This is a genomic window from Kocuria sp. cx-455 (assembly GCF_057707085.1).
Genome location: NZ_JBYIPM010000002.1, coordinates 245342 through 264406 on the forward strand (window position 1 = coordinate 245342; position 19065 = coordinate 264406).

16 protein-coding genes and 1 tRNA gene are annotated in these 19065 nt (G+C 65.9%); 3 read left to right on the forward strand and 14 right to left on the reverse strand.

Annotated features, from left to right (window positions below; genetic code table 11):
• Positions 1-8 precede the first annotated feature (8 nt).
• Genes AC3ENJ_RS04965 through AC3ENJ_RS04975 form a run of 3 tightly spaced genes read left to right on the forward strand, consistent with a single transcriptional unit; the run spans position 9 to position 3656 of the window.
• Positions 9-1652: a fatty acyl-CoA synthetase gene (locus AC3ENJ_RS04965; RefSeq protein ID WP_431813283.1), complete on the forward strand. Its 1644-nt coding sequence runs from the start codon at positions 9-11 to the stop codon at positions 1650-1652.
• Positions 1649-2848, forward strand: coding sequence for an acyl-CoA dehydrogenase family protein (locus AC3ENJ_RS04970; RefSeq protein WP_431813284.1), 1200 nt, complete (start codon positions 1649-1651; stop codon positions 2846-2848). The genes AC3ENJ_RS04965 and AC3ENJ_RS04970 overlap by 4 nt, the downstream gene beginning before the upstream one ends.
• A gap of 19 nt (positions 2849-2867) precedes the next feature.
• A complete protein-coding gene (locus AC3ENJ_RS04975; protein ID WP_431813285.1) occupies positions 2868-3656 on the forward strand; it encodes an enoyl-CoA hydratase/isomerase family protein in 789 nt (262 codons plus the stop codon).
• Positions 3657-3860: 204 nt separating this feature from the next.
• Here the strand turns inward: AC3ENJ_RS04975 and AC3ENJ_RS04980 are convergent.
• The 14 genes from AC3ENJ_RS04980 to AC3ENJ_RS05045 all read right to left on the reverse strand — a co-directional run bounded on the left by AC3ENJ_RS04980 (position 3861) and on the right by AC3ENJ_RS05045 (position 19060).
• Positions 3861-3937, reverse strand: a tRNA-Leu gene (locus AC3ENJ_RS04980).
• A 68-nt stretch (positions 3938-4005) separates the two neighbouring features.
• The gene (locus AC3ENJ_RS04985; RefSeq protein ID WP_431813286.1) at positions 4006-5391 is read right to left on the reverse strand and encodes an NAD(P)/FAD-dependent oxidoreductase; all 1386 of its coding nucleotides are present in this window, start codon (positions 5389-5391) and stop codon (positions 4006-4008) included.
• Positions 5392-5471: 80 nt separating this feature from the next.
• Entirely contained in the window at positions 5472-6845 is a 1374-nt protein-coding gene (locus AC3ENJ_RS04990) for a S8 family serine peptidase (protein ID WP_431813287.1), read from the reverse strand.
• A 74-nt stretch (positions 6846-6919) separates the two neighbouring features.
• The gene (locus tag AC3ENJ_RS04995) at positions 6920-7870 is read right to left on the reverse strand and encodes a Ppx/GppA phosphatase family protein (protein WP_431813288.1); all 951 of its coding nucleotides are present in this window, start codon (positions 7868-7870) and stop codon (positions 6920-6922) included.
• 143 nt (positions 7871-8013) lie between these two features.
• Entirely contained in the window at positions 8014-8568 is a 555-nt protein-coding gene (locus tag AC3ENJ_RS05000; protein ID WP_190807398.1) for a DUF501 domain-containing protein, read from the reverse strand.
• An 86-nt stretch (positions 8569-8654) separates the two neighbouring features.
• Entirely contained in the window at positions 8655-9251 is a 597-nt protein-coding gene (locus AC3ENJ_RS05005) for an FtsB family cell division protein (protein ID WP_190781767.1), read from the reverse strand.
• Between the two features lie 164 nt (positions 9252-9415).
• Positions 9416-10699: a phosphopyruvate hydratase gene (gene eno / locus AC3ENJ_RS05010; RefSeq protein ID WP_190781768.1), complete on the reverse strand. Its 1284-nt coding sequence runs from the start codon at positions 10697-10699 to the stop codon at positions 9416-9418.
• Between the two features lie 76 nt (positions 10700-10775).
• Positions 10776-11555: a MazG nucleotide pyrophosphohydrolase domain-containing protein gene (locus tag AC3ENJ_RS05015; protein WP_320414991.1), complete on the reverse strand. Its 780-nt coding sequence runs from the start codon at positions 11553-11555 to the stop codon at positions 10776-10778.
• On the reverse strand, positions 11552-12691 hold the full coding sequence (locus tag AC3ENJ_RS05020; RefSeq protein WP_190781770.1) for an adenosine deaminase: 1140 nt from the start codon (positions 12689-12691) through the stop codon (positions 11552-11554). The genes AC3ENJ_RS05015 and AC3ENJ_RS05020 overlap by 4 nt, the downstream gene beginning before the upstream one ends.
• A 3-nt stretch (positions 12692-12694) precedes the next feature.
• Positions 12695-14410 carry a hypothetical protein gene (locus tag AC3ENJ_RS05025; RefSeq protein ID WP_431813289.1) on the reverse strand — a complete coding sequence of 572 codons (1716 nt, stop codon included), beginning with the start codon at positions 14408-14410 and terminating at the stop codon, positions 12695-12697.
• A 174-nt stretch (positions 14411-14584) separates the two neighbouring features.
• Positions 14585-14977: a cytidine deaminase gene (locus AC3ENJ_RS05030; protein ID WP_431813290.1), complete on the reverse strand. Its 393-nt coding sequence runs from the start codon at positions 14975-14977 to the stop codon at positions 14585-14587.
• Between the two features lie 2 nt (positions 14978-14979).
• Positions 14980-16290, reverse strand: coding sequence for an ABC transporter permease (locus tag AC3ENJ_RS05035; RefSeq protein ID WP_431813291.1), 1311 nt, complete (start codon positions 16288-16290; stop codon positions 14980-14982).
• Positions 16287-17495, reverse strand: a complete 1209-nt coding sequence (locus tag AC3ENJ_RS05040; RefSeq protein ID WP_431813292.1) for an ABC transporter permease — start codon at positions 17493-17495, stop codon at positions 16287-16289. The genes AC3ENJ_RS05035 and AC3ENJ_RS05040 overlap by 4 nt, the downstream gene beginning before the upstream one ends.
• Positions 17492-19060, reverse strand: coding sequence for an ABC transporter ATP-binding protein (locus AC3ENJ_RS05045; RefSeq protein ID WP_431813293.1), 1569 nt, complete (start codon positions 19058-19060; stop codon positions 17492-17494). The genes AC3ENJ_RS05040 and AC3ENJ_RS05045 overlap by 4 nt, the downstream gene beginning before the upstream one ends.
• Positions 19061-19065: the final 5 nt, after the last annotated feature.

The window sequence follows — 19065 nt, forward strand, 5'->3', positions numbered from 1 at the left end:
CACCCGTCATGAATGCATCTGCCCGGGAGCACGAGACCGATTCGGCGGTGGCCACGGCCACGTCCAACACGCTGGGCGCTCTCCTGCGCCGCACGGTCACCCGCAACGGTCCGGCCACCGCAGTCCTGTTCGAGGATCGCCGCTGGACGTATTCCGAACTGGATGAGGCAGTCCACCGTGTCGCGCATCGCCTGGTCGATACCGGATTGCCACGCGGGTCTCGGGTCGCCGCCTACGGTGCCAATTCGGACGCCTATGTTCTGCTGTACCTGGCGTGCGCCCAGGCCGGTCTGGTGCATGTCCCGGTGAACTTCGCACTCAAAGGTGACGAGTTGGCCTACATCCTGGAGGATTCCGGGGCGAGCCTGCTCGTGGTCGACAACGCTTTGTTGCCGCTGGTCGAGGACGTCCGCGGTTCCGGGCGCGCGCCCGACGTCGAGCAGGTGTGGTCCATGTTCCCGGATCCGCAGCCGTCCGCCGGCACCCGGCCCGAGGGTGTCTCGCTGCTGGAGACGGCGCTGGACCAGGCGGCGTCGTCGGAGCCGGTCACCGTGCCCGTGGTCGACAGTGACCTGGTGCAACTGCTGTACACCTCCGGCACCACATCCGCACCCAAGGGCGCCATGATGACGCACGCCGCGCTGATCGCCGAGTACGTCTCCTCGATCATCGCGTTGGATTTCGCGGCCGAGGACCGACCGCTGATTGCCATGCCGCTCTACCACTCCGCCGCAATGCACGTGTTCCTACTGCCCTACCTCACGTTGGGTGCCACCGTGCGCGTGATCGCCAAGCCCGACGTCGGGCAGATCGTTGCGCTCGTGGAAAAAGAACACATCGGTTCGCTGTTCCTGGCCCCCACCGTGTGGGTGCCCCTGGCCAACTCTCCCGAACTGGACACCCGCGACCTCTCGTCACTGACCAAGGCCCAGTACGGCGCGTCCATCATGCCGGTGACCGTGCTGCAGCGATTGCGCTCGCGGTATCCGAAAATCGGCTTCTACAACTGTTTCGGTCAGTCCGAGCTGGGGCCGCTGTGCACCGTGCTGCGCCCGGAGGAGCACGACGCGCGGCCGGCATCGTGCGGACGTCCCGTGTTCTACGTGGAAGCCCGGGTGGTCACCTCCGAGGGTGCGTTGAGCGCGCCCGGTGAACCCGGTGAGATCCAGTACCGCTCCCCGCAGCTGCTGACCGGGTACTGGAACAAACCGGAGGCCACGGAGCAGTCATTCGTGGACGGCTGGTTCCGCTCCGGCGACCAGGTCACCCAGGACGCGCAGGGGTTCATCCAAGTGGTGGACCGGATCAAGGACGTGATCAACACCGGTGGCGTGCTCGTGGCCCCGCGCGAGGTCGAGGACTGCATTTACGAACTGGACGAGGTGGCCGAGGTCGCCGTGGTGGGGTTGCCGGACGAACGCTGGATCGAGGCCATCACGGCAGTGGTCGTGCTCAAGGAGGGCACCACGCTGACCCCCGAAACGGTGCGGTCGCACGTGAAATCTCGGATCGCCGACTACAAGGTGCCCAAGCGGGTGGACTTCGTTGCGGAACTGCCCCGCAACCAGTCCGGCAAGCTGCTCAAACGCCAGCTGCGAGCGGAACGTTCCCAGGAGACCACCGGAACTGCCACCACGGAGGATCGCGCGTGAGCGCCGGGCCGTCGCAGCGGTATGACCTGTCCGAGGCACTGGGTACCGATTACCTGTCCGCCCTCGATGCCATCAGCGACGATGACCGAGCCCACTGGGGCCGGGCTCGGGAGTACGGCACGCAGATTCTGCCCCTGGTCAACGAATCCTGGGACCGCGGTGAGTACCCCACGGACCTGGTCCGGCGGGCGGGCGAACTGGACCTGCTGACCGACGGGCTGAATGTACCCGGGCACCGGAGAATGTCCCCGCTCGCGGCCGGACTGGTCACCATGGAGATCTCCCGCGCGGACGGTTCGCTGGCGGCGGCCGCTGCGGTGCAGGGTGGGTTGGTGTTGCGCAGCCTGGTGTTGTTCGGCAGTACTGCGCAGAAGGCCACCTATCTGGAACCGGTGGCCGGGGGCGATCTCCTGGGTGGTTTCGCCTTGACGGAACCAGCCCACGGATCCGACTCGGTGTCGCTGGAAACCACCGCCCGGCGCGAGGGCTCCGGGTGGGTGCTGAACGGTCACAAGAAGTGGATCGGCAACGGGGCGACCGGCGGAATCACCGTCGTGTGGGCGCGTGATGAGTCGGATGGTCAGGTCAAGGGCTTCATCGTGGAACAGTCCACGCCCGGGTACTCGGCAGAGGTAATCCGGGGCAAGGGTGCGTTGCGGGCCATTCACCAGGCGGAAATCACCCTGGACAACGTGCGCGTGCCCGCCGATGCGCGGCTGCCCGAGGTGCACTCGTTCAAGGACGTCTCCCGCGCTCTGGTGGAAACCCGCGTGAACGTGGGCTGGTCCGCGCTGGGCCACGCCACATTCATGTTCGAGGCCGCACTGTCCTACGCCAAGCAACGCACCCAGTTCGGTAAGCCGCTGGCCGGTCATCAAATGGTGCAGGAGCGCCTGGCCCAGATGCTCGCGGAACTGACCAACATGCAGTTGCAGTGCGTGGCCGTGACGCGCCTTCAGGCAGCGGGCACCATGCGGCCCGCTCAGGCCTCGATGCTCAAGTATCACAACACCCGTGGGGCCCGCCGGATTGCCGCCACCGCGCGGGACATGCTGGGTGGCAATGGGATCCTGTTGGAGAATCACGTGATCCGGCACATGACGGACGTGGAAGCTCTGCACACCTACGAGGGCACCGAGTCCGTCCAGGCCTTGATCCTGGGCCGTGATCTCACCGGCATCAGCGCCTTCGCCTGACCACTACCAACGGAGCACCGTGACCACAGCTACGACACTCTCAGCCGTCCGGATCGAACGTCGCCCCGGCGTGGTTCGGCTCATCCTGAACCGGCCCGCGGACGGTAATGCCCTCACTCTCGAGATGGCACGGGAGGTGTTGGCCGCCCTGTGCGACGCCGAGCCCGACCCGGACGTCCACGTGTTCACCCTCACGGGCGAGGGCCGGTTCTTCTGCGCCGGCGGGGACGTGACGAGCATGGCCTCCCATGAGCCCGCCGATCGCCCCGCCTTCCTGCGCTCCCTCGCCGACGCCGCCCACGACGTCGCGTTGGCCATGGTGCGTTCGCGCCTGCTCATCCTTGCGGGCGTCAACGGCACGGCGGCCGGCGCCGGGTTCGGGTTGGTGTTGAACTCCGACTGGGTGCTGGCCTCCGATCGGTCGAGCATGCTGGCGGCGTACTCCACCATGGGGCTCTCACCGGACACCGGCGTCGCCTACCTGCTCCCCCGCGCGGTGGGTCATCAGCGTGCCATTGATCTGGCGCTGAACGGTCGAGTGTTGAGCGGCGCCGACGCCGTGGACTGGGCCATCGCGAACGAGGTGACCGAGGCGGCGTCGTTCGGGCAACGTCTCACCGAGGTCGAGGACCGTTTCCTGGGCGGAGCGGTACAGACCTATGGGCCGACCAAGAAATTGCTGCGGGCTGCCGCGCTGGACGGGTACGAGGAACACTTACGCCGTGAATCCGTGAGCATCGCGGAACTGTCCGGACACCCGGACACCGCGCAGCGCGTGGATCGGTTCGTGGAGAAGAAGGGCGGGTAGGCCGCGCGAGACCTGTCGTGGTACCTCGCCGGCGAACCATTGAGGTTGCCGTTCGTACAGCTGAACATCTGGGGATCCGGATCGCAGTGGAATCTGGGTCGATACCGCGGACCGGCGCCTTAAATGTCATTGGTCGCGAACCTCAGCCTCAGATGTCACGGGCGGAAACCGGTAGGCCGGATCCCTCACCGGGAAAGGCGGATATGGTGCCCCCAGTGGGACTCGAACCCACACTGCGCGGATTTTAAGTCCGCTGCCTCTGCCAATTGGGCTATGGGGGCCGCGCAAAAGCTACCGGTTCATTCCCCGTGAAGGGAGCTGAACCGGTAGCTTCGCGAGTAACTGTAGGTTACAGCCTTGCCTTGACCTTATCCACATCGTCACCCGCGGCGATCTTGAACGACCGGCGCGGGTCGCGCACGTGGCGCATACCGGTGGTGTCGCGCCCGAAGAGCATATTGATGCCCCACTCGCTGAAAATGCGCACCTTGCGTTCGATCGTGGGGATTGCGTAACCGTGGTAGAGGCGGTGAGCCGCCCAGGCGGGCAAACCACTGAACTCGACACCGCGGACGTTGGCCACGCCCTTGTACAGGCCCAAGCCGGCCACGGCGCCCAAGTTCTCGTGGTAATAATCTTCGAGCGCTTTGCCCTCGCGCGCGGCAATGATGTTCTTGGCCATGGTCTTGGCTTGGCGCACGGCGTGCTGAGCGTTGGGAACACAGAAGCCACCCGGCCCGGTGCCGGTGAGATCCGGAACGGCCGCGATGTCTCCGGCAGCCCAGGCTCCCTCGATCGGCCCGTCGTCACCGGTCACACGCAGGTCTGCGCCGGCCCGCACTCGACCGCGTTCGTCCACGGGCAGGTCGCTGTTCTTCACGAACGGCGAGGCCTGAACACCCGCGGTCCACACCAGGGTGTCGGTGTACATCTCGCCCGCCGGGGACTTGTCCTTCATGTTGATCAGCTTGACGAGCTGATCCTTGGCGGAACTCAAGGAGGTGTTGAGCAGCACCTCGATACCGCGGGACCGCAACTGCGCCACGACCTGCTCGGCGCGTTCCTTGGACACCTCGGGCATGATGCGGTCCATGGCCTCGACCAGGACGAAACGAAGATCGGAGACCTTGAGTCGGTCATTGCGCTCCACGGCGGTGCGTGCCATGTCCTCGAGCTCTGCGAGACCCTCGGTGCCGGCGTACCCTCCGCCGACCACGACGAACGTCAGAGCCTTACGCTTTTCGTGCTCATCGTCAGTCAGGGATGCGATTTCAATGCGCTCCAGAACCCAGTTGCGCAGTGAGACGGCCTCTTCAATGGTCTTCAGACCAATGGCGCTGTCCGCCAGGCCCTCGATGGGGAACGTGCGGGTCATGGAGCCACCGGAAATGACGATCTCGTCATAGGGCAGATCGAAGTTGGGTCCCTGATCGATACCGCGAATACTGACCGTGTGGTTGGCGTGGTCGATGCTCTCCACGCGGCCACCGATGAGTTCGCAGTCCTTGAGGTGCTGACGGTGCGGAACAATGGCGCTGCGTGCCTCGATGTTGCCGGCGGCAACCTCGGGCAGGAACGGCAAGTAGGTCATGTACGGGTTGGGGTCGACAACCGTCACGACGCCACCCGATTCCTTGATGCGAGTTTGTAGCCGTTGCGCGAGCGTGAAACCAACGTATCCGCCGCCGACGATCAGAAGACGCGGACGGTCCTTAGCCAATTGATTGAAAGCCATATCTGAAAGTCTACTCATCGCCGACCTAATTCCCGCTTTGAAAGGCCGGGGCCGGGTGCGCTGATCGTGAAATGTTCGTCTCAGCGGTTTACCGAACGGATGTGGAGGACCGCCGCGACCGTCAGCCCGGCGACCACCAGTCCGAAACCGGCCAGGATCACCACGGGCAGGGCGCCCGTTTCATTGAGCGGGGCTTGCGCCACCGGCGGGGTGGCTTCCTCCGTGACCTGCTCGGTGTGAGGGGTTTCGGTGGCCCCCGGCGACGACGCCGTCTCGCTGGCCGTGGCCGGTGCCGGCCGGTGCACGCTCATCCAGTGCTTCATGCTGCCCAGCGGATTCTTGTCGACGTCCGGTACGTCCTGCGCTACGGCGGCCTTCACATCCAGGATCCCGTATCCGTAGAACGGATCCTGGCCTTTCCCACCGGCATCGTGGGCGGTGCGGATGATCTGGTTGGCAATCTGCGCAACGCTCAGGTCCGGGTTCTTGGACTTGATCAACGCGGCCGTTCCGGAGACCAGGGGCACGGTCGCTGAAGTGCCGGACCATTCGGCGTACCCGCCATCCGGCATAGCGCCCACCATGTCCTCGCTGGGTCCCGCAACCGCGATCGAGATTCCCTGGGACGATGAGTCCCAGCTCGCCTGGCCCGCGCGGTTCACGCCACCCACCGTGAGGACACCGGGAATAGTGGCCGGGGCCCCCACCTGGTTGAGCCCGGAACCACGGTTGCCCGAGGCCGCCACGACCAGGACATCCTTCTCCTCCGCGTAGGCGAACGCGGAATCCCAGGACTGTGGCCATTCGGGGGAATCCGAACCCACGGACATGTTGATGACGTCCGCCCCGTTGTCCACGGCCCAGCGAACGGCGTTCGGAATCTGCTCGTTGACATCCTTCACACCGGGCTCCTCGTTGCCGAGCCACAGGGACACGGGCAGGATCTCCGCTTCCGGAGCCACACCGATCACTCCGCTCTGTTTCCCGGGGCCGTCCGGATTGTCCTCGCCATGGCCCCGTCCGGCGGCCAATGACGAAACCAGGGTGCCGTGTTCGGGTTCCGAGCCCAGGCCGCGGTGTCCTTTGCCGTCGCCCATGCCGGACACGTCCGTACCGTCCACAACGGCGTCGCTGAGATCCTGGTGGGTTGCGTCCACGCCGGTGTCGATCACGGCGATTTTCACGCCCTTGCCGGTGGACTCCTTCCAGGCATCGCGCACCCCGTATTCGTCGAGCCAATACTCTCGCTCGCGGATCGCGTCCACGGCCACGGGTACCTTGCCGTCCGTGGGCGGCGGTGCCACCGGACTCTCCAGAGGGATCGACGGCGCGGGGGCTGCGGGTTGCTGCTCGTTGTCGGGCATGGCCACCGCGGGGGCTGCGGCGAAGGACAGGACCACGGCGGCAGCGGCCGCACCCGAGAGAACGCGGCGGCGTGTGGCGCGAACCGACATGACTAACCTCAACTCGAATAGGAACGCATTGATGGAGCCGGCCCCGGCCGTTGGGTGTTCAAACCTCGGAGGAGTCAGCGCACCAGGGACAGACCAATTCCGTCTAAAATATCGTGCTCGCTGGCCGTAACCGATTGCACTCGCCCCTGTGTCGCGGAGACGACCCGTTCGATGACACGCCGCCATACCAGGGCGCCGCCACCGATCACGTCCACGCGACCCTGGTGCATGTACGCCAGTTGGGCCCGTTCCTGTTTGGTCATGGCAGTGAGGTCCTTACAAGCCTGGGTGATCGAGTCCACGGGCATGGTCGATCCGTGTATTGCGTCAGGATCGTAGCTCTCCAGATTCATGGCGCGAGCCGTCACCGTGGTGACCGTCCCTGCGACACCAACCAGGTGGGTGGTTTGGAACAACGGAACGATCCGGGCCACGGAGTCCATGGCCTCGTCCACGTCCTGCAGCACCTGGCGCTGCTGTTCATCGGTGGGTGGATTGGAGCCCAGATACCGTTCGGTCATGCGCACGCACCCCACGTCCACGCTCTTGGCCGCGGTCACACCGTCCACCGTGCCCAGCACACACTCGGTGGATCCGCCGCCCAGATCGACCACGAGCACGCGGTCCTCGGGCGTCAGAGGACCGGTCGCGTTGGCGGCACCGCGGAAGGACAGGGCCGCTTCTTCCTCACCTGTCACGACCTCCGGCACCACACCCAAGCGTTGCCTGATGCCGTCCACGAACACCTGGCGGTTGCCGGCATCGCGTGTGGCTGACGTTGCCACGAAACGGATCTCGTCCACCTTGTGCTTCTTGATGAGGCGGGCGTACTCCTCGGCGGCGGCGAACGTCCGATCCAGCGCGGCCTCGGCGAGCCAGCCCGTGGAGTCCACGCCCTGGCCCAGGCGAACCACGCGCATTTCACGCACGATGTCGATGAGTTCGGGGTGTCCGTTCTCGTCCTTGACATCCGCAATCAGGAGGCGGATGGAGTTGGTCCCGCAGTCGATGGCAGCAACGCGCATGGGTGATGGATCCTTGGCTCTATGGGGAGTGCGCCAATTCAGCGCGATCCCACTTTACCCGCGTTCTGGCCGCCGCCATGACGGCGAGGACAGGTGCCCTGCGGCGGCGTGACTGACGCCCCCGCCCTGAGCGGTGCACCCGCTCAGTCCGCGGTGCGCCACCGGGGGTCGCACGCGCAGCGGTCCGCGGTCCAGGTGTCCGCGATGAGCTCCAGTGTCTCGTCGCCCAGCGGGTTCACGCCCGGTCCGGCGGCCAGGCTGTGGCCCGCCAGTACGTGCAGACATTTCACGCGCGTGGGCATGCCTCCGGCGGAAATTCCCTCGATCTCGGAGACCTCACCGACTCCGGCTTTCTCGCCAATCCGACGCCGCTCCCCCAGGTAATGCTCGTGGGCCGCCCGGTACTGCTCCGCCAACTGCGCATCTTCGGTGATCCTGTCCGACATGCCGTACATGCTGCCCTCGGCCTCGAGCCGGGACACCGCGGACGTAATGACCGGGTGCGTCAGGTAGAAGACGGTGGGGAAGGGCGTGCCATTGGCCAATCGCGGTGCGGTGGCAACCACCAGGGGATTACCGCACACGCAACGGGCCGCAATTTCCACCACGTCTCGCGCGGGGCGACCGAGCTGGTGTGCCACCACCGTGAGATCCTGCTGGGTCACTGCGGGGGCAGGGGTCGGCTGTGTTTCAGTCACTTGCGTACTACTTTCCGGCGCACTGCTGGGCCAGTTCATTCATGGAGAGGACTATTGTGTGGTGGATTTGCTGCGGAAATAGGCGGTTACTGTTCCGGCTCCACCGGGGCGATTTCAGGCTCGCTCGGGGGGAACGCCGAATCCACCACGGACTGCCACAGTCCGTCCGCCCACGCGGGTTTGCCCGCTTCGACCTGCTCAGCGGAAGACTCCGCTGCTTGGCGGCCCGTTTCTTCGGCGCCGAGTACCAGGTAGGCGCGTTCACCGGGCATCACGTAGAACATGCGCTCTCGAGCCTGCTGCTCCACGTACGCGTCGTCACCCCAGCGTTCCTCTTGCAGCTTGAGCTGCTGCTGCTCCTGTTCCTTGGCCGCAATGGATTCTTCGAGCGCTGTGATTTGGGCGCGCTGGTCGAAGAAGATCTTGGCGGTGGGCGCGGCCAGGAACAGGATCAGGGTGGCCACCACGATCAGAGCAATGAGTCTGCCGTTGAAGGAATGCGCGGGAGTGGGTGCGGTGACCGTGGACGATCCGCCGCCGGAGTAACGGGCGTGAGAAGCGGGCGCGCTCTCCCCCGCGTCGACGGATTGACTCTCGCCACGGCCCTCGGCCGCCGAAGGCTTCCCGTTCGCGCCCTGCCGCTTCCCGGAGAACCGGGGAATCCTGGGCCTGGGGCCGACCATGCACACCTCCCGCACTGCGCGGCGCGCTCTTGTGTGAGACGCGCTCCTCATTAATCCTGCCGGTCATTCTAGCGGCGAAAACTCACCGGTCCTCGCATGCGACCGCCCGGTCCCCCGCGAGAGGGACCGGGCGGTCATTCACCCGAGAGTATGGGTGAAGGGTCTTACTTGGCCGAGAATCGCGGGAATGCGGAAGCGCCGGCGTAGCGGGCGGCGTCGCCGAGTTCCTCCTCGATGCGCAGCAGCTGGTTGTACTTGGCCACGCGCTCGGAACGAGCCGGGGCACCGGTCTTGATCTGACCGGCATTCACGGCCACGGCGATGTCCGCAATGGTGGTGTCCTCGGTTTCACCGGAACGGTGCGAGACCATGCAGCGGTAGCCGTTGCGCTGCGCCAGTTCCATGGCGTCGAAAGTCTCGGTGAGGGAGCCGATTTGGTTGACCTTCACGAGCAACGCGTTGGCCACGTCACCCTCGATGCCGCGAGCCAGCCGCTCCGGGTTGGTCACGAACAAGTCATCACCGACCAACTGCACCTGCCCACCAATGGCACGGGTCAGGGTGGCCCAGCCCTCCCAGTCGTCCTCGTCCAGCGGGTCCTCGATGGAGACCAGCGGGTACTTCTTGACCAGGTCCGCGTAGTAGTCGGACATGTCCTTGGCGGAGCGCTTCTTGCCCTCGAAGGAGTATTTGCCCTTCTCGAAAAATTCTGAGGAGGCCACGTCCAAAGCCAAGGCGATGTCGGTGCCGGCCTTGTAACCGGCCTTCTTGATGGCGTCCAGGATCAGGTCCAGGGCTTCGGCGTTGGACTTGAGGTTGGGTGCGAAACCACCCTCGTCACCCAGGCCGGTGGACAGGCCGCGATCCTTGAGAACGGACTTGAGGCTGTGATAAACTTCTACGCCCCAGCGCAGGGCCTCCGCGAACGTGGGAGCGCCGATCGGGGCAATCATGAACTCCTGAATGTCCACGTTGGAATCCGCGTGGGAGCCGCCGTTGAGGATGTTCATCATCGGAACGGGCAGCACGTGTGCGTTGGGGCCGCCCAGGTACTTGTAGAGCGGCAGGTCCGCGGAGCTGGCGGCGGCGCGGGCCACGGCCATGGACGCACCCAGGATGGCGTTGGCGCCCAGCTTGGACTTGTTGTCGGTGCCGTCCAGGTCCAGCATGGCCTGGTCCACGGCGCGCTGATCGGAGGCGTCCAGGCCCACAATGGCCTCTTCCAGGTCCTCGTCCACGGCGTTGACGGCGTCCAGCACGCCCTTACCCAGGTAGACTTTCTTGTCTCCGTCGCGGCGTTCGGCTGCTTCGAACTCGCCCGTGGAAGCTCCCGAGGGAACTGCTGCGCGGCCAAAGCTACCGTCTTCGAGCAGTGCTTCCACCTCTACCGTGGGGTTACCACGCGAGTCCAGAATCTGACGGGCTTGCAAAGCAATGATCATTGCCATGGATAATCTCCTTGCTGGTCGTTGACCTATCGGGCGGTGCCCTCACGTCAGCCTACCGATCCCGGCCGGTTCCCGGTTAAATCGGCCGGTTATTCATCGCGATGTAACGCCGCACGGCGCCTCGCAGGGCACGTTCGGAATCCAGTCCCACCGCCGACGCCGCTCGCACCTGTTCCAGCAGCCGGTCACCGAATTCGGCCTCGGCACGTTCCAAAGCCGCGGTGTCCTGGGTCCCGGTCGGACCCGGCGTATTTTCCACGCCGTGGCGACGCGCCTTCGAGAGGGCCTTCTCGGCGAGTGCGAGCGCGGGCAGCGCGGGAGGCATCCCGTCGAACACGTTGGTGCGGTGGGGCTTCTCGGAGCGCTTGACGGCATCCCACCGTGCAGAGAGCTCCTCCTGGGTGGCCCGTGCGGGGCCAGGGGGATCCCCGGCGAGGGTCGTGTCCACGTCGGGGACCCCGTCCTGTGCGGGCTGGTCACCGAAGACCAGCGGGTGCCTGCGGACCAGTTTGTCGGTCACCGCGGCCATGATGTCGGTGATGTCGAAGGCATCACCAGCCGCGTGTTCCTGCCCGATGCGCGCGTGAAACACGACCTGCAGCAGGATGTCGCCGAGTTCTTCTACGAGTTCCGACCGGTTACCGGCGCGCGCGTCCCCCGTGTTGTTCGGGGATTCGACCGCCTCGACCACCTCGTAGGCCTCCTCGACCAGGTAGCGCAGCAGCGAGGCGTGGGTCTGGGCGCCGTCCCACTCGCAACCGCCGGGGGAACGCAAGCGGTTCATCACGCGCACGAGTTCTTCGAACCGTTCCCCCGTGCCTTCGGGGACGGCCGGTGTGACATCGCGGGAACTCACGCGGAGGCCTCCTTGATCCGTTCGCACAACCACTCCTGATACGCGCGGGGCACGAACGCCGCGCGCGCCGCGTTGAGCTGGATCTCCGTGAGATCCCGGCTGGACCATCCCGCTTCGGAGATGAGCAGGGACATCTCGTGGGACACGGAGGTGGCGCTCATCAACCGGTTGTCCGGGGACAGCGTGACCGTGAACCCCGAGCGATGCAGCTGCGTGATCGGGTGATCCCTGAGGGAATCACCCCAGTGGCTGACAGCACCGGTCTGCAGGTTGGAACACGGGCACACTTCCAGGGCAATGCGGCGGTCGCGCACCCAACGGGACAGCTCCCCGGTGGCGTCGGGGTCGTTCTCGAGCAATCGGACACCGTGCCCGATGCGCAGGGCGCGTCCGGCCAGCAGCGCGTCACGAATGGATTCCGGGCCGTCCGCCTCACCCGCGTGCAGGGTCACGGGAACCAGGTTCTGCGCCAACAGGTCCAGCGCTTCCCGGTGATCCGATACGGGGAACCCCTTCTCGGGACCGGCCAGGTCGAAGGCCACCACGGAACCGGGTTGGGGTTCGCCGGCGACATCACCGGGCGGCGTCGTACCGGCCGCCGCGCGGACCCGATCGAGCACCAACTGGGCGATCTCGCGGGAGTTGTCCAGGTGCCGCATGGCGCACAGGATCTGGACCGCGGAAATATGGCCGCCCGAGGCCTTGACCGCGGCTACCCCGCGGGCCAGGCCCTTCTGCACGGCGTCAACGGCCCGCTCGAGCGTGAGTCCCTCGGTCACGTGTTGCTCGGGGGCCCAGCGCACCTCGGTGTGGAGCAACCCGTCCGCCGCGGCGTCGAGCACGTATTCCTCGGCCACCCGTTCCAGGGCGGTCGCGGTCTGTGTCACGCCCGTGGTGTGCGCGAACGTAGTCAGGTACCGCTCCAGGCTGCCGGAGTTCGCGTTATCCACGAACCATTGCCCCAAGGCCACGGGATCCGTGGTGGGCAGTTGATGGCCCACGTCCTGAGCGAGCGCCACGATGGTGGCCGGGCGCAGCGCACCGTCCAGGTGATCGTGGAGGCACACCGCCGGAATAGGCCCGAGGGCCCCGTCCATGGCACGGACGGAGCCCTCGGTGGGTGTTGCTTGCCTCATGAATCAGTAGTTCCAATCCTGCAGTGCGTCATTCATGTGCTGGGGGATGTTGGAGCCGGTGCGCGGGAACATGCGCAGTTCCTCCAGGTAGTTCTGACCCGGCAGGCGCTGTTCGTAGCGCACGAAGGCCTCCTCGTCCGAGTAGTCGAAGGACACCTCGGGGGGCACGCCCGGGCGGAAGCGGAACATCATGGCCAGTGGTGCGCCCGAGCCCTCCACGTAGGAGTCGTCCTTGAGTTCCTGGACCTTCAACAGGTTTTCCGGAACCAGGTCGAACGTGCCGCGCTGATCCCAGAACCCGTTCAGGCGAACATGGGTCAGGGCGTCGTAGTAGGTACCTAGGGCGCGCACGCGGATCAGCACGGTGGACACCTCGCGTGCCGTGCCGCCGTCACCGAAGAGATGACGCTGCGCCTCACTCAGGCGCGACTGGATGTCCGCCAGGGTCAACACCAGGTTGCCGGTGGCCAGCGAGTCGCCGCTGGGCTGCTCGCTCGGCGCGGTGTAGGACGGCGCCACGTCGGTGGTCTGTGCAACCTGCGGTGCATCGGCGGGATCGTCGTCCGCGGCGAGTGCCGCTGCTCCGGCGCCGCTGGGTGCCACCGGGGATTCGGGCTCGGCAAGACCGCCGAACTCGGACTCATCGAGGTGCTCCGGCAGGTCGGTGCGCTCATCACGGGGCGCATCGTGCCCGGCGTGGGCCTCGGTTGCCCGGGTGTCCAGGACGGAATCCTGCGCGACACGATCGGCACGTTGACCCTGGGCGGCGTCCGAATCGGCGCTCTGGAACTCCTGCGCGGGGCGGTTCTCGGCGGGCTCATGTGCCTCGACCGAGTCTTGCGGGGAAGGATCCTGGCGGTGGGCCTGGTCGTGGGCCGCCTGGTCATCGGCTGCCACCACGATGGGTTCGGGGTCGGCCTTGGTCACGATCTGACCATCGGCCACCGGGGAGCTGTCCGAACCGTCCACCACGCGCACGGACTCGATGTCATTTTCCCGGCGCTCGTCGTGGGCTCCATGGTCCGGGACGGAGGTCTCGGTTCCGGCGGGGCGGAGTTGCTCGGAGCCGTGGCCGTCCCGGCGAGCATCGTCACCGGACAGTGCACGGCCCTGCACGTAACTCTCCTTGCGGGACTGCCCGCTCGGGAACGCATAGTCGACCGTCACCAGGCGTTGACCGTTCTGCTCAGGGGTCACGGTCAGATCCAATTGACGCCATGGACCCGCCGGGGTGTTCATGGCCTGGGTGTACAGATCGGCGACGTCGTCGAACAGCGGGGATCCCTGGTCCACCGTGCCGTTCTCCACCTCGTCCTGGGCATCACCGTGTGCCTGGCGCGTCTGATGGGTCATCACGTTGCCCGATTGGACGAGCGTCAATCGCGCGCGGTCCGCGCCCCGGGACAACACGATGTCCACGAGGTTCCGTAGCGGGCCGGATTCCGGCAGTTGCTGCTCCGAGGCGTCCTGGGCGGGGCGATCATCGGCACGGTCGGCGGCGGTAACACCGTCCGCGTCCTGAGTGGCCTCTCCCCGCGGGGCGGTGCCCATCGGGGCGTCCTGTCCCGAATGGCCCGCGTTCTGAATCCCCTGGTTCTGGATCCCCTGCGCCCGAGAATCCTGTTCCTGCGTGCGGGGGTCGTTGGCGGGCGCTCCGGGTGATGGCTGCGGAGTGCTGGAGGTGGTGCTTTTACTGCGGAACAAATCTCTCAAACCCACGTGTAGTTTCCTTCCGGACCGTCGCGTACTGTTTTGCCAAAGTATAGGGCTGCGTGTTGAGCACCGAGTGGGAATACAGGTCCCGGCGGCGCCTGCAACCAAGTCGATCTGACGCACAGACCCCGGCTCATCGGTGATGACCCGGGGTTCGCCCGTCACGGGGAGGTCGAAACCTCATGCCAGGTTCTGTGGTCCGAACGCGTCCGGAAGCACCTGGTCCATGCTGCGCACGCCGCTCACGGTCAGCAATTCCATGTCGGGCGCACGGTGTTCATACAGCAGCTGACGGCACCGGCCGCACGGCATCAACACGTCTCCGTTGCCGTCCACGCACACGAACGCCGCGAGCTTGCCGCCCCCGGACATGTACAGGGCCGAGACCAACGAGCATTCCGCGCAGAGGGTGACTCCGTAGGAGGCGTTCTCGATGTTGGCCCCGGTGACCACGCGGCCGTCGTCCACGAGAGCCGCGGCACCCACGGGATAGTTCGAATAGGGCGTGTACGCGTGCTGCAAGGCGTCGGTGGCGGCCTGCTGCAGGCTGCGCCAGGCGGCGTCGTCGATCATGGTCACTCCTTCATGTAGGGCTCGCCGGACGCGGCGGGACCCCGGGAGGCTCCGACCAGGCCGGCGACGGCCAGGATGGTCACGATGTAGGGCAGCATGGCCAGGAACTGGCTGGGGACGGACGTACCCAAGAAGGACAGGATCGATTCCAGGTTGGATGCGAAACCGAACAACAACGAAGCGAACAGGGCGCCCACCGGGTTCCACCGGCCGAAGATCAGTGCAGCCAGCGCAATGTAGCCCGCGCCCGAGGTCATGTCGCGAGTGAACGCCGAGACCGAGACCAGCGTGTAGAACGCCCCACCCAGGCCGGCCACCGCACCACCCATGAGCACGTTGCGTACGCGCAGTGCGTTGACGGACACGCCCAGGGTGTCGGCGGCCTTGGGGTGCTCGCCCACGGCGCGTGTTCGCAGGCCCCAGCGGGTGCGGTACAGGGCGTACCAGACGACCCCCACGGTCACGTACATGATGTACCCGATGATGGACTGGTCGAAGAAGACCGGGCCGATCACCGGAATTTCGGACAGCACCGGAATGGTGACGTGGGGCAACCGGGCCGGGGAGTTGTAATCCGCGGCGTTGGGCTGCAGGACGGTCGCGAAGAGGAAGCCCGTGAGACCGGACACCAGGACGTTGAGCACCACGCCCACGATCACCTGGTTCACGCGGTACTTGATCGAGAAGATCGCGAGTATCAGGGACACCAGCATGGAGCCGATCACGGCGGCGAGCAGGCCCACCCACACGTTGTTGGCCAGCGTTGCGGCCACGGCCGCGGAGAACGCGCCGAACAGCAGCTGCGCCTCGATCGCAATGTTCACCACGCCGGAGCGTTCACACAACAGACCGCCCAGGGAACCGAAGATCAACGGCGTGGCCAGGGCGACGGAACCGGCGAGCAGGGCGGTCAGCGAGATGCTGGGGGTCTGCGCGGTTCCCACGATCCACACCAGGAAACCCGTGACGAAGAAGAACCCGGCCAGGATCAGGGCCCAGCGAGGCAGGCTGCGGGCGCGGATCGCGGCGAACACCGCGAGCGCGGCAAGGGCAATGGTGACCAGCCACCCGTACGGGGTGATCGGTACGGACAGGTGGGGCAGTTCAAGGGCGTCGCCGGGGTCCGAGAGTCGGAACTCCACGGACCCGCCGGCAGCGTTGAGGGCGAAGAGGACCAGCGCCACCAGCGCCAGGATGGCCAGGCCGATGGCGGGTCGGAACGTGCGAACACCCACGGTGCGGTTCGCGGCCGCGGTGGACAGTTCTTCCCGGGGTGCGTCCGAGGACTCGGGTGCCGAGATTGCGGTGCTCACGCTGCCACCTCCTTGCGACGGGACTTGAGTTTCAGCAGCGGCGGCAGTGCCACGAACAGCACGATCAGGGACTGCACGACCAGGACGATGTCGATGTTGGTTCCGGTGGACGTTTGCATGGTCACGCCCCCGGCGCGGAACGCACCGTACAGGATGCCCGCGAAGAAAGTCCCCCACGGCTTGGACCGGCCCAGCAGCGCCACGGTGATGGCGTCGAATCCGAAGGACGCCGCAACACCCACCGTGAGCGAGTGTTCCGTTCCCGCGATCTGCGCGGTGCCGGCCAGACCGGCCAGCATGCCGGCGATCAACATGACCACCACGAAGCCCTTGGTCACCGAGATACCGGCGGTGCGTGCGGCCCGCGGGTTGGCGCCCACGGCTCGCAGCTCAAAACCAATGGTCGAACGGTTCAACAGCCACGCGACGGCCACGGTCGCCACCACCGCCACCACGAAACCCCAGTGCAGACGGAAACCGTCCCCGAGCAATTTGGGGAACATCGCGGTCTCGGCAATGGGCGGGCTGATGGGATTGGAGGATCCCTCACGCTGGAACGTGGACAGGGTCAACAACCAGGACACCAGGTTGATCGCGATGTAATTGAGCATGATGGTCAGGATGACCTCGTGCGCGCCGGTTCGCGCCTTGATCAGACCCACGACGCCGCCCCAGATGGCACCTCCCAGCGCACCGGCCACCACAACCACCAGCAGATGCACGCCCACGGGCAGCTGCCACGCGAAGCCCACGTAACCGGCCAGGGTCGCGCCGATCAGGATCTGGCCCTGTGCACCGATGTTGAACAGGCCCGTGCGGAAGGCCAGGGCAACGCCGAGGCCGGCGAGGATCAACGGGGTGGCCACGGTCAGCGTTTCGGTCAGCGGGTACAACTTGCCGGCCAGTCCGCTGCCATCAGGGTTGTACACGGCGCCGTGGAACATGGCGATGTACGCGCTGGAGGCCGCATCCCACATGGCTGTGAACGTGTCCCCGGGCCGTGCGAAGAAGTAACCCGCGGATTCGCGCACCGTTTCGTCGGTGGCCGCGATCAACAGTCCACCCAGGAACAGGGCAACCAGCACCGCCAACACCGACTGCAGTGTGGAGCCCAGCAGCGAACGGCGGTAGTCGTCCGGGGTCAGTTCGACCGGCGAGGGCGCCGAAACCTGATTCGATTCCGGGGAGGTGGTCGTAACACTCATGCCGTGTGCGTCCCCTCGTGTTGGTGATGGTCTTGACTGTCGTCCCAGGGCGCGGGAGGCAGGACCTCCTCGGCCGTCTCACCGGCCATCAAGCGCCCGAGTGTCTCCCTGGGCGTGTCCGGGGGGACGATTCCCATCAGTCTCCCGTGGAAGAACACCGCTATCCGGTCCGCGAGCGCGTAGACCTCATCCAGTTCGGTGGACACGATGATCACGGGCACGCCCTTGTCGCGTTCGGCCACGATGCGTTTGTGGATGAATTCAATGGATCCCACGTCCACACCGCGCGTGGGTTGGGAGGCGACGAACAATTTCAGGGGGCGGGAGAGCTCGCGTGCGAGCACCACTTTCTGCTGGTTACCGCCGGACAGTGTGGCCACCGGTGCGTCCACGGAACCGGTGCGGATGTCGTAGCTGGCCACGGCCTGCTGCGCATTCTCACGCATGGCACCGAGCTTCAGCGACGGCCCCGCGGTGAATTCACGATCCTGATAGCGGTCAAGGATGAGGTTCTCGGAGACGGTGAACGGGCCCACGAGCCCCTCCGTCGAGCGGTCTTCGGGTACGAATCCCACGCCGGAGGACAACACCTCGCGCACTCCGCGCCCGGCCAGCTCCTGGCCCTCGAGTGTGATGGAACCGGACACGTGATCGGCCAACCCCACGAGGGCCTCGGTCAACTCCGTCTGGCCGTTGCCCTGCACACCCGCCACGGCCAGGATCTCCCCCGGCGCCACGGTGAAGGACACGTTGTCGACCAGCACCACACCGTTCTCCCCCACCACGGTCAGGTCGGTGACCTCGAGGGCGGAGCCGATGGCGTGGGCGGGTTCCTTGTCCACGGTCAGGGACACGTCTCTCCCGACCATCAGCGCCGCGAGTTCGTCGGTGGACGTCTCGGGACCCACTTGTCCCTCGACCTTGCCGCGGCGGATCACGGTGATCACGTCCGAGACGGCTTTGACCTCGCGCAGCTTGTGGGAAATGAACACGATGGAGGTGCCGTTCTCGCGCAGCTGCCGCATGATGTTGAGCAGCTCGTCGGTTTCCTTGGGTGTGAGCACGGCGGTGGGCTCGTCGAGAATGAGCACCTCCGCGTCGCGCACGAGGGCCTTGATGATCTCCACGCGCTGCTGCACACCCACGGGGAGATCCTCGACAATGGCGTCCGGGTCCACCTGGAACCCGTATCTTTCGGAAATCTCGCGGATCTTGCGGCGAGTGGAGTTCAGATCCAGTCCTACGCCCCTGGTGGCCTCGTGGCCGAGTGCCACGTTCTCGGCCACGGTGAACACCGGTACGAGCATGAAGTGCTGGTGCACCATGCCAATCCCGGCGGCCATGGCATCACCGGGGCCGGAGAACGACACGGGTTCACCGTCGATCTCGATGCTGCCGGAGGTTGGTTCGTACAACCCGTACAGCACGTTCATGAGGGTGGACTTGCCCGCACCGTTCTCCCCGAGCAGGCAGTGGATCTGGTGCGGCTCAACCGTTAGATTCACACTTTGGTTGGCCGTGAAACCGCCGAATTTCTTGGTGATGTCACGCAGCTCTAACTTCACAGATT

Coding starts and splice junctions, on each gene's coding strand:
- AC3ENJ_RS04965 (WP_431813283.1), top strand. CDS start 9: ATGAATGCATCTGCCCGGGAGCACGAGACCGATTCGGCGGTGGCCACG.
- AC3ENJ_RS04985 (WP_431813286.1), bottom strand. CDS start 5,391: ATGGCTTTCAATCAATTGGCTAAGGACCGTCCGCGTCTTCTGATCGTC.
- AC3ENJ_RS04990 (WP_431813287.1), bottom strand. CDS start 6,845: ATGTCGGTTCGCGCCACACGCCGCCGCGTTCTCTCGGGTGCGGCCGCT.
- AC3ENJ_RS04995 (WP_431813288.1), bottom strand. CDS start 7,870: ATGCGCGTTGCTGCCATCGACTGCGGGACCAACTCCATCCGCCTCCTG.
- AC3ENJ_RS05005 (WP_190781767.1), bottom strand. CDS start 9,251: ATGGTCGGCCCCAGGCCCAGGATTCCCCGGTTCTCCGGGAAGCGGCAG.
- eno (WP_190781768.1), bottom strand. CDS start 10,699: ATGGCAATGATCATTGCTTTGCAAGCCCGTCAGATTCTGGACTCGCGT.
- AC3ENJ_RS05020 (WP_190781770.1), bottom strand. CDS start 12,691: ATGAGGCAAGCAACACCCACCGAGGGCTCCGTCCGTGCCATGGACGGG.
- AC3ENJ_RS05030 (WP_431813290.1), bottom strand. CDS start 14,977: ATGATCGACGACGCCGCCTGGCGCAGCCTGCAGCAGGCCGCCACCGAC.
- AC3ENJ_RS05040 (WP_431813292.1), bottom strand. CDS start 17,495: ATGAGTGTTACGACCACCTCCCCGGAATCGAATCAGGTTTCGGCGCCC.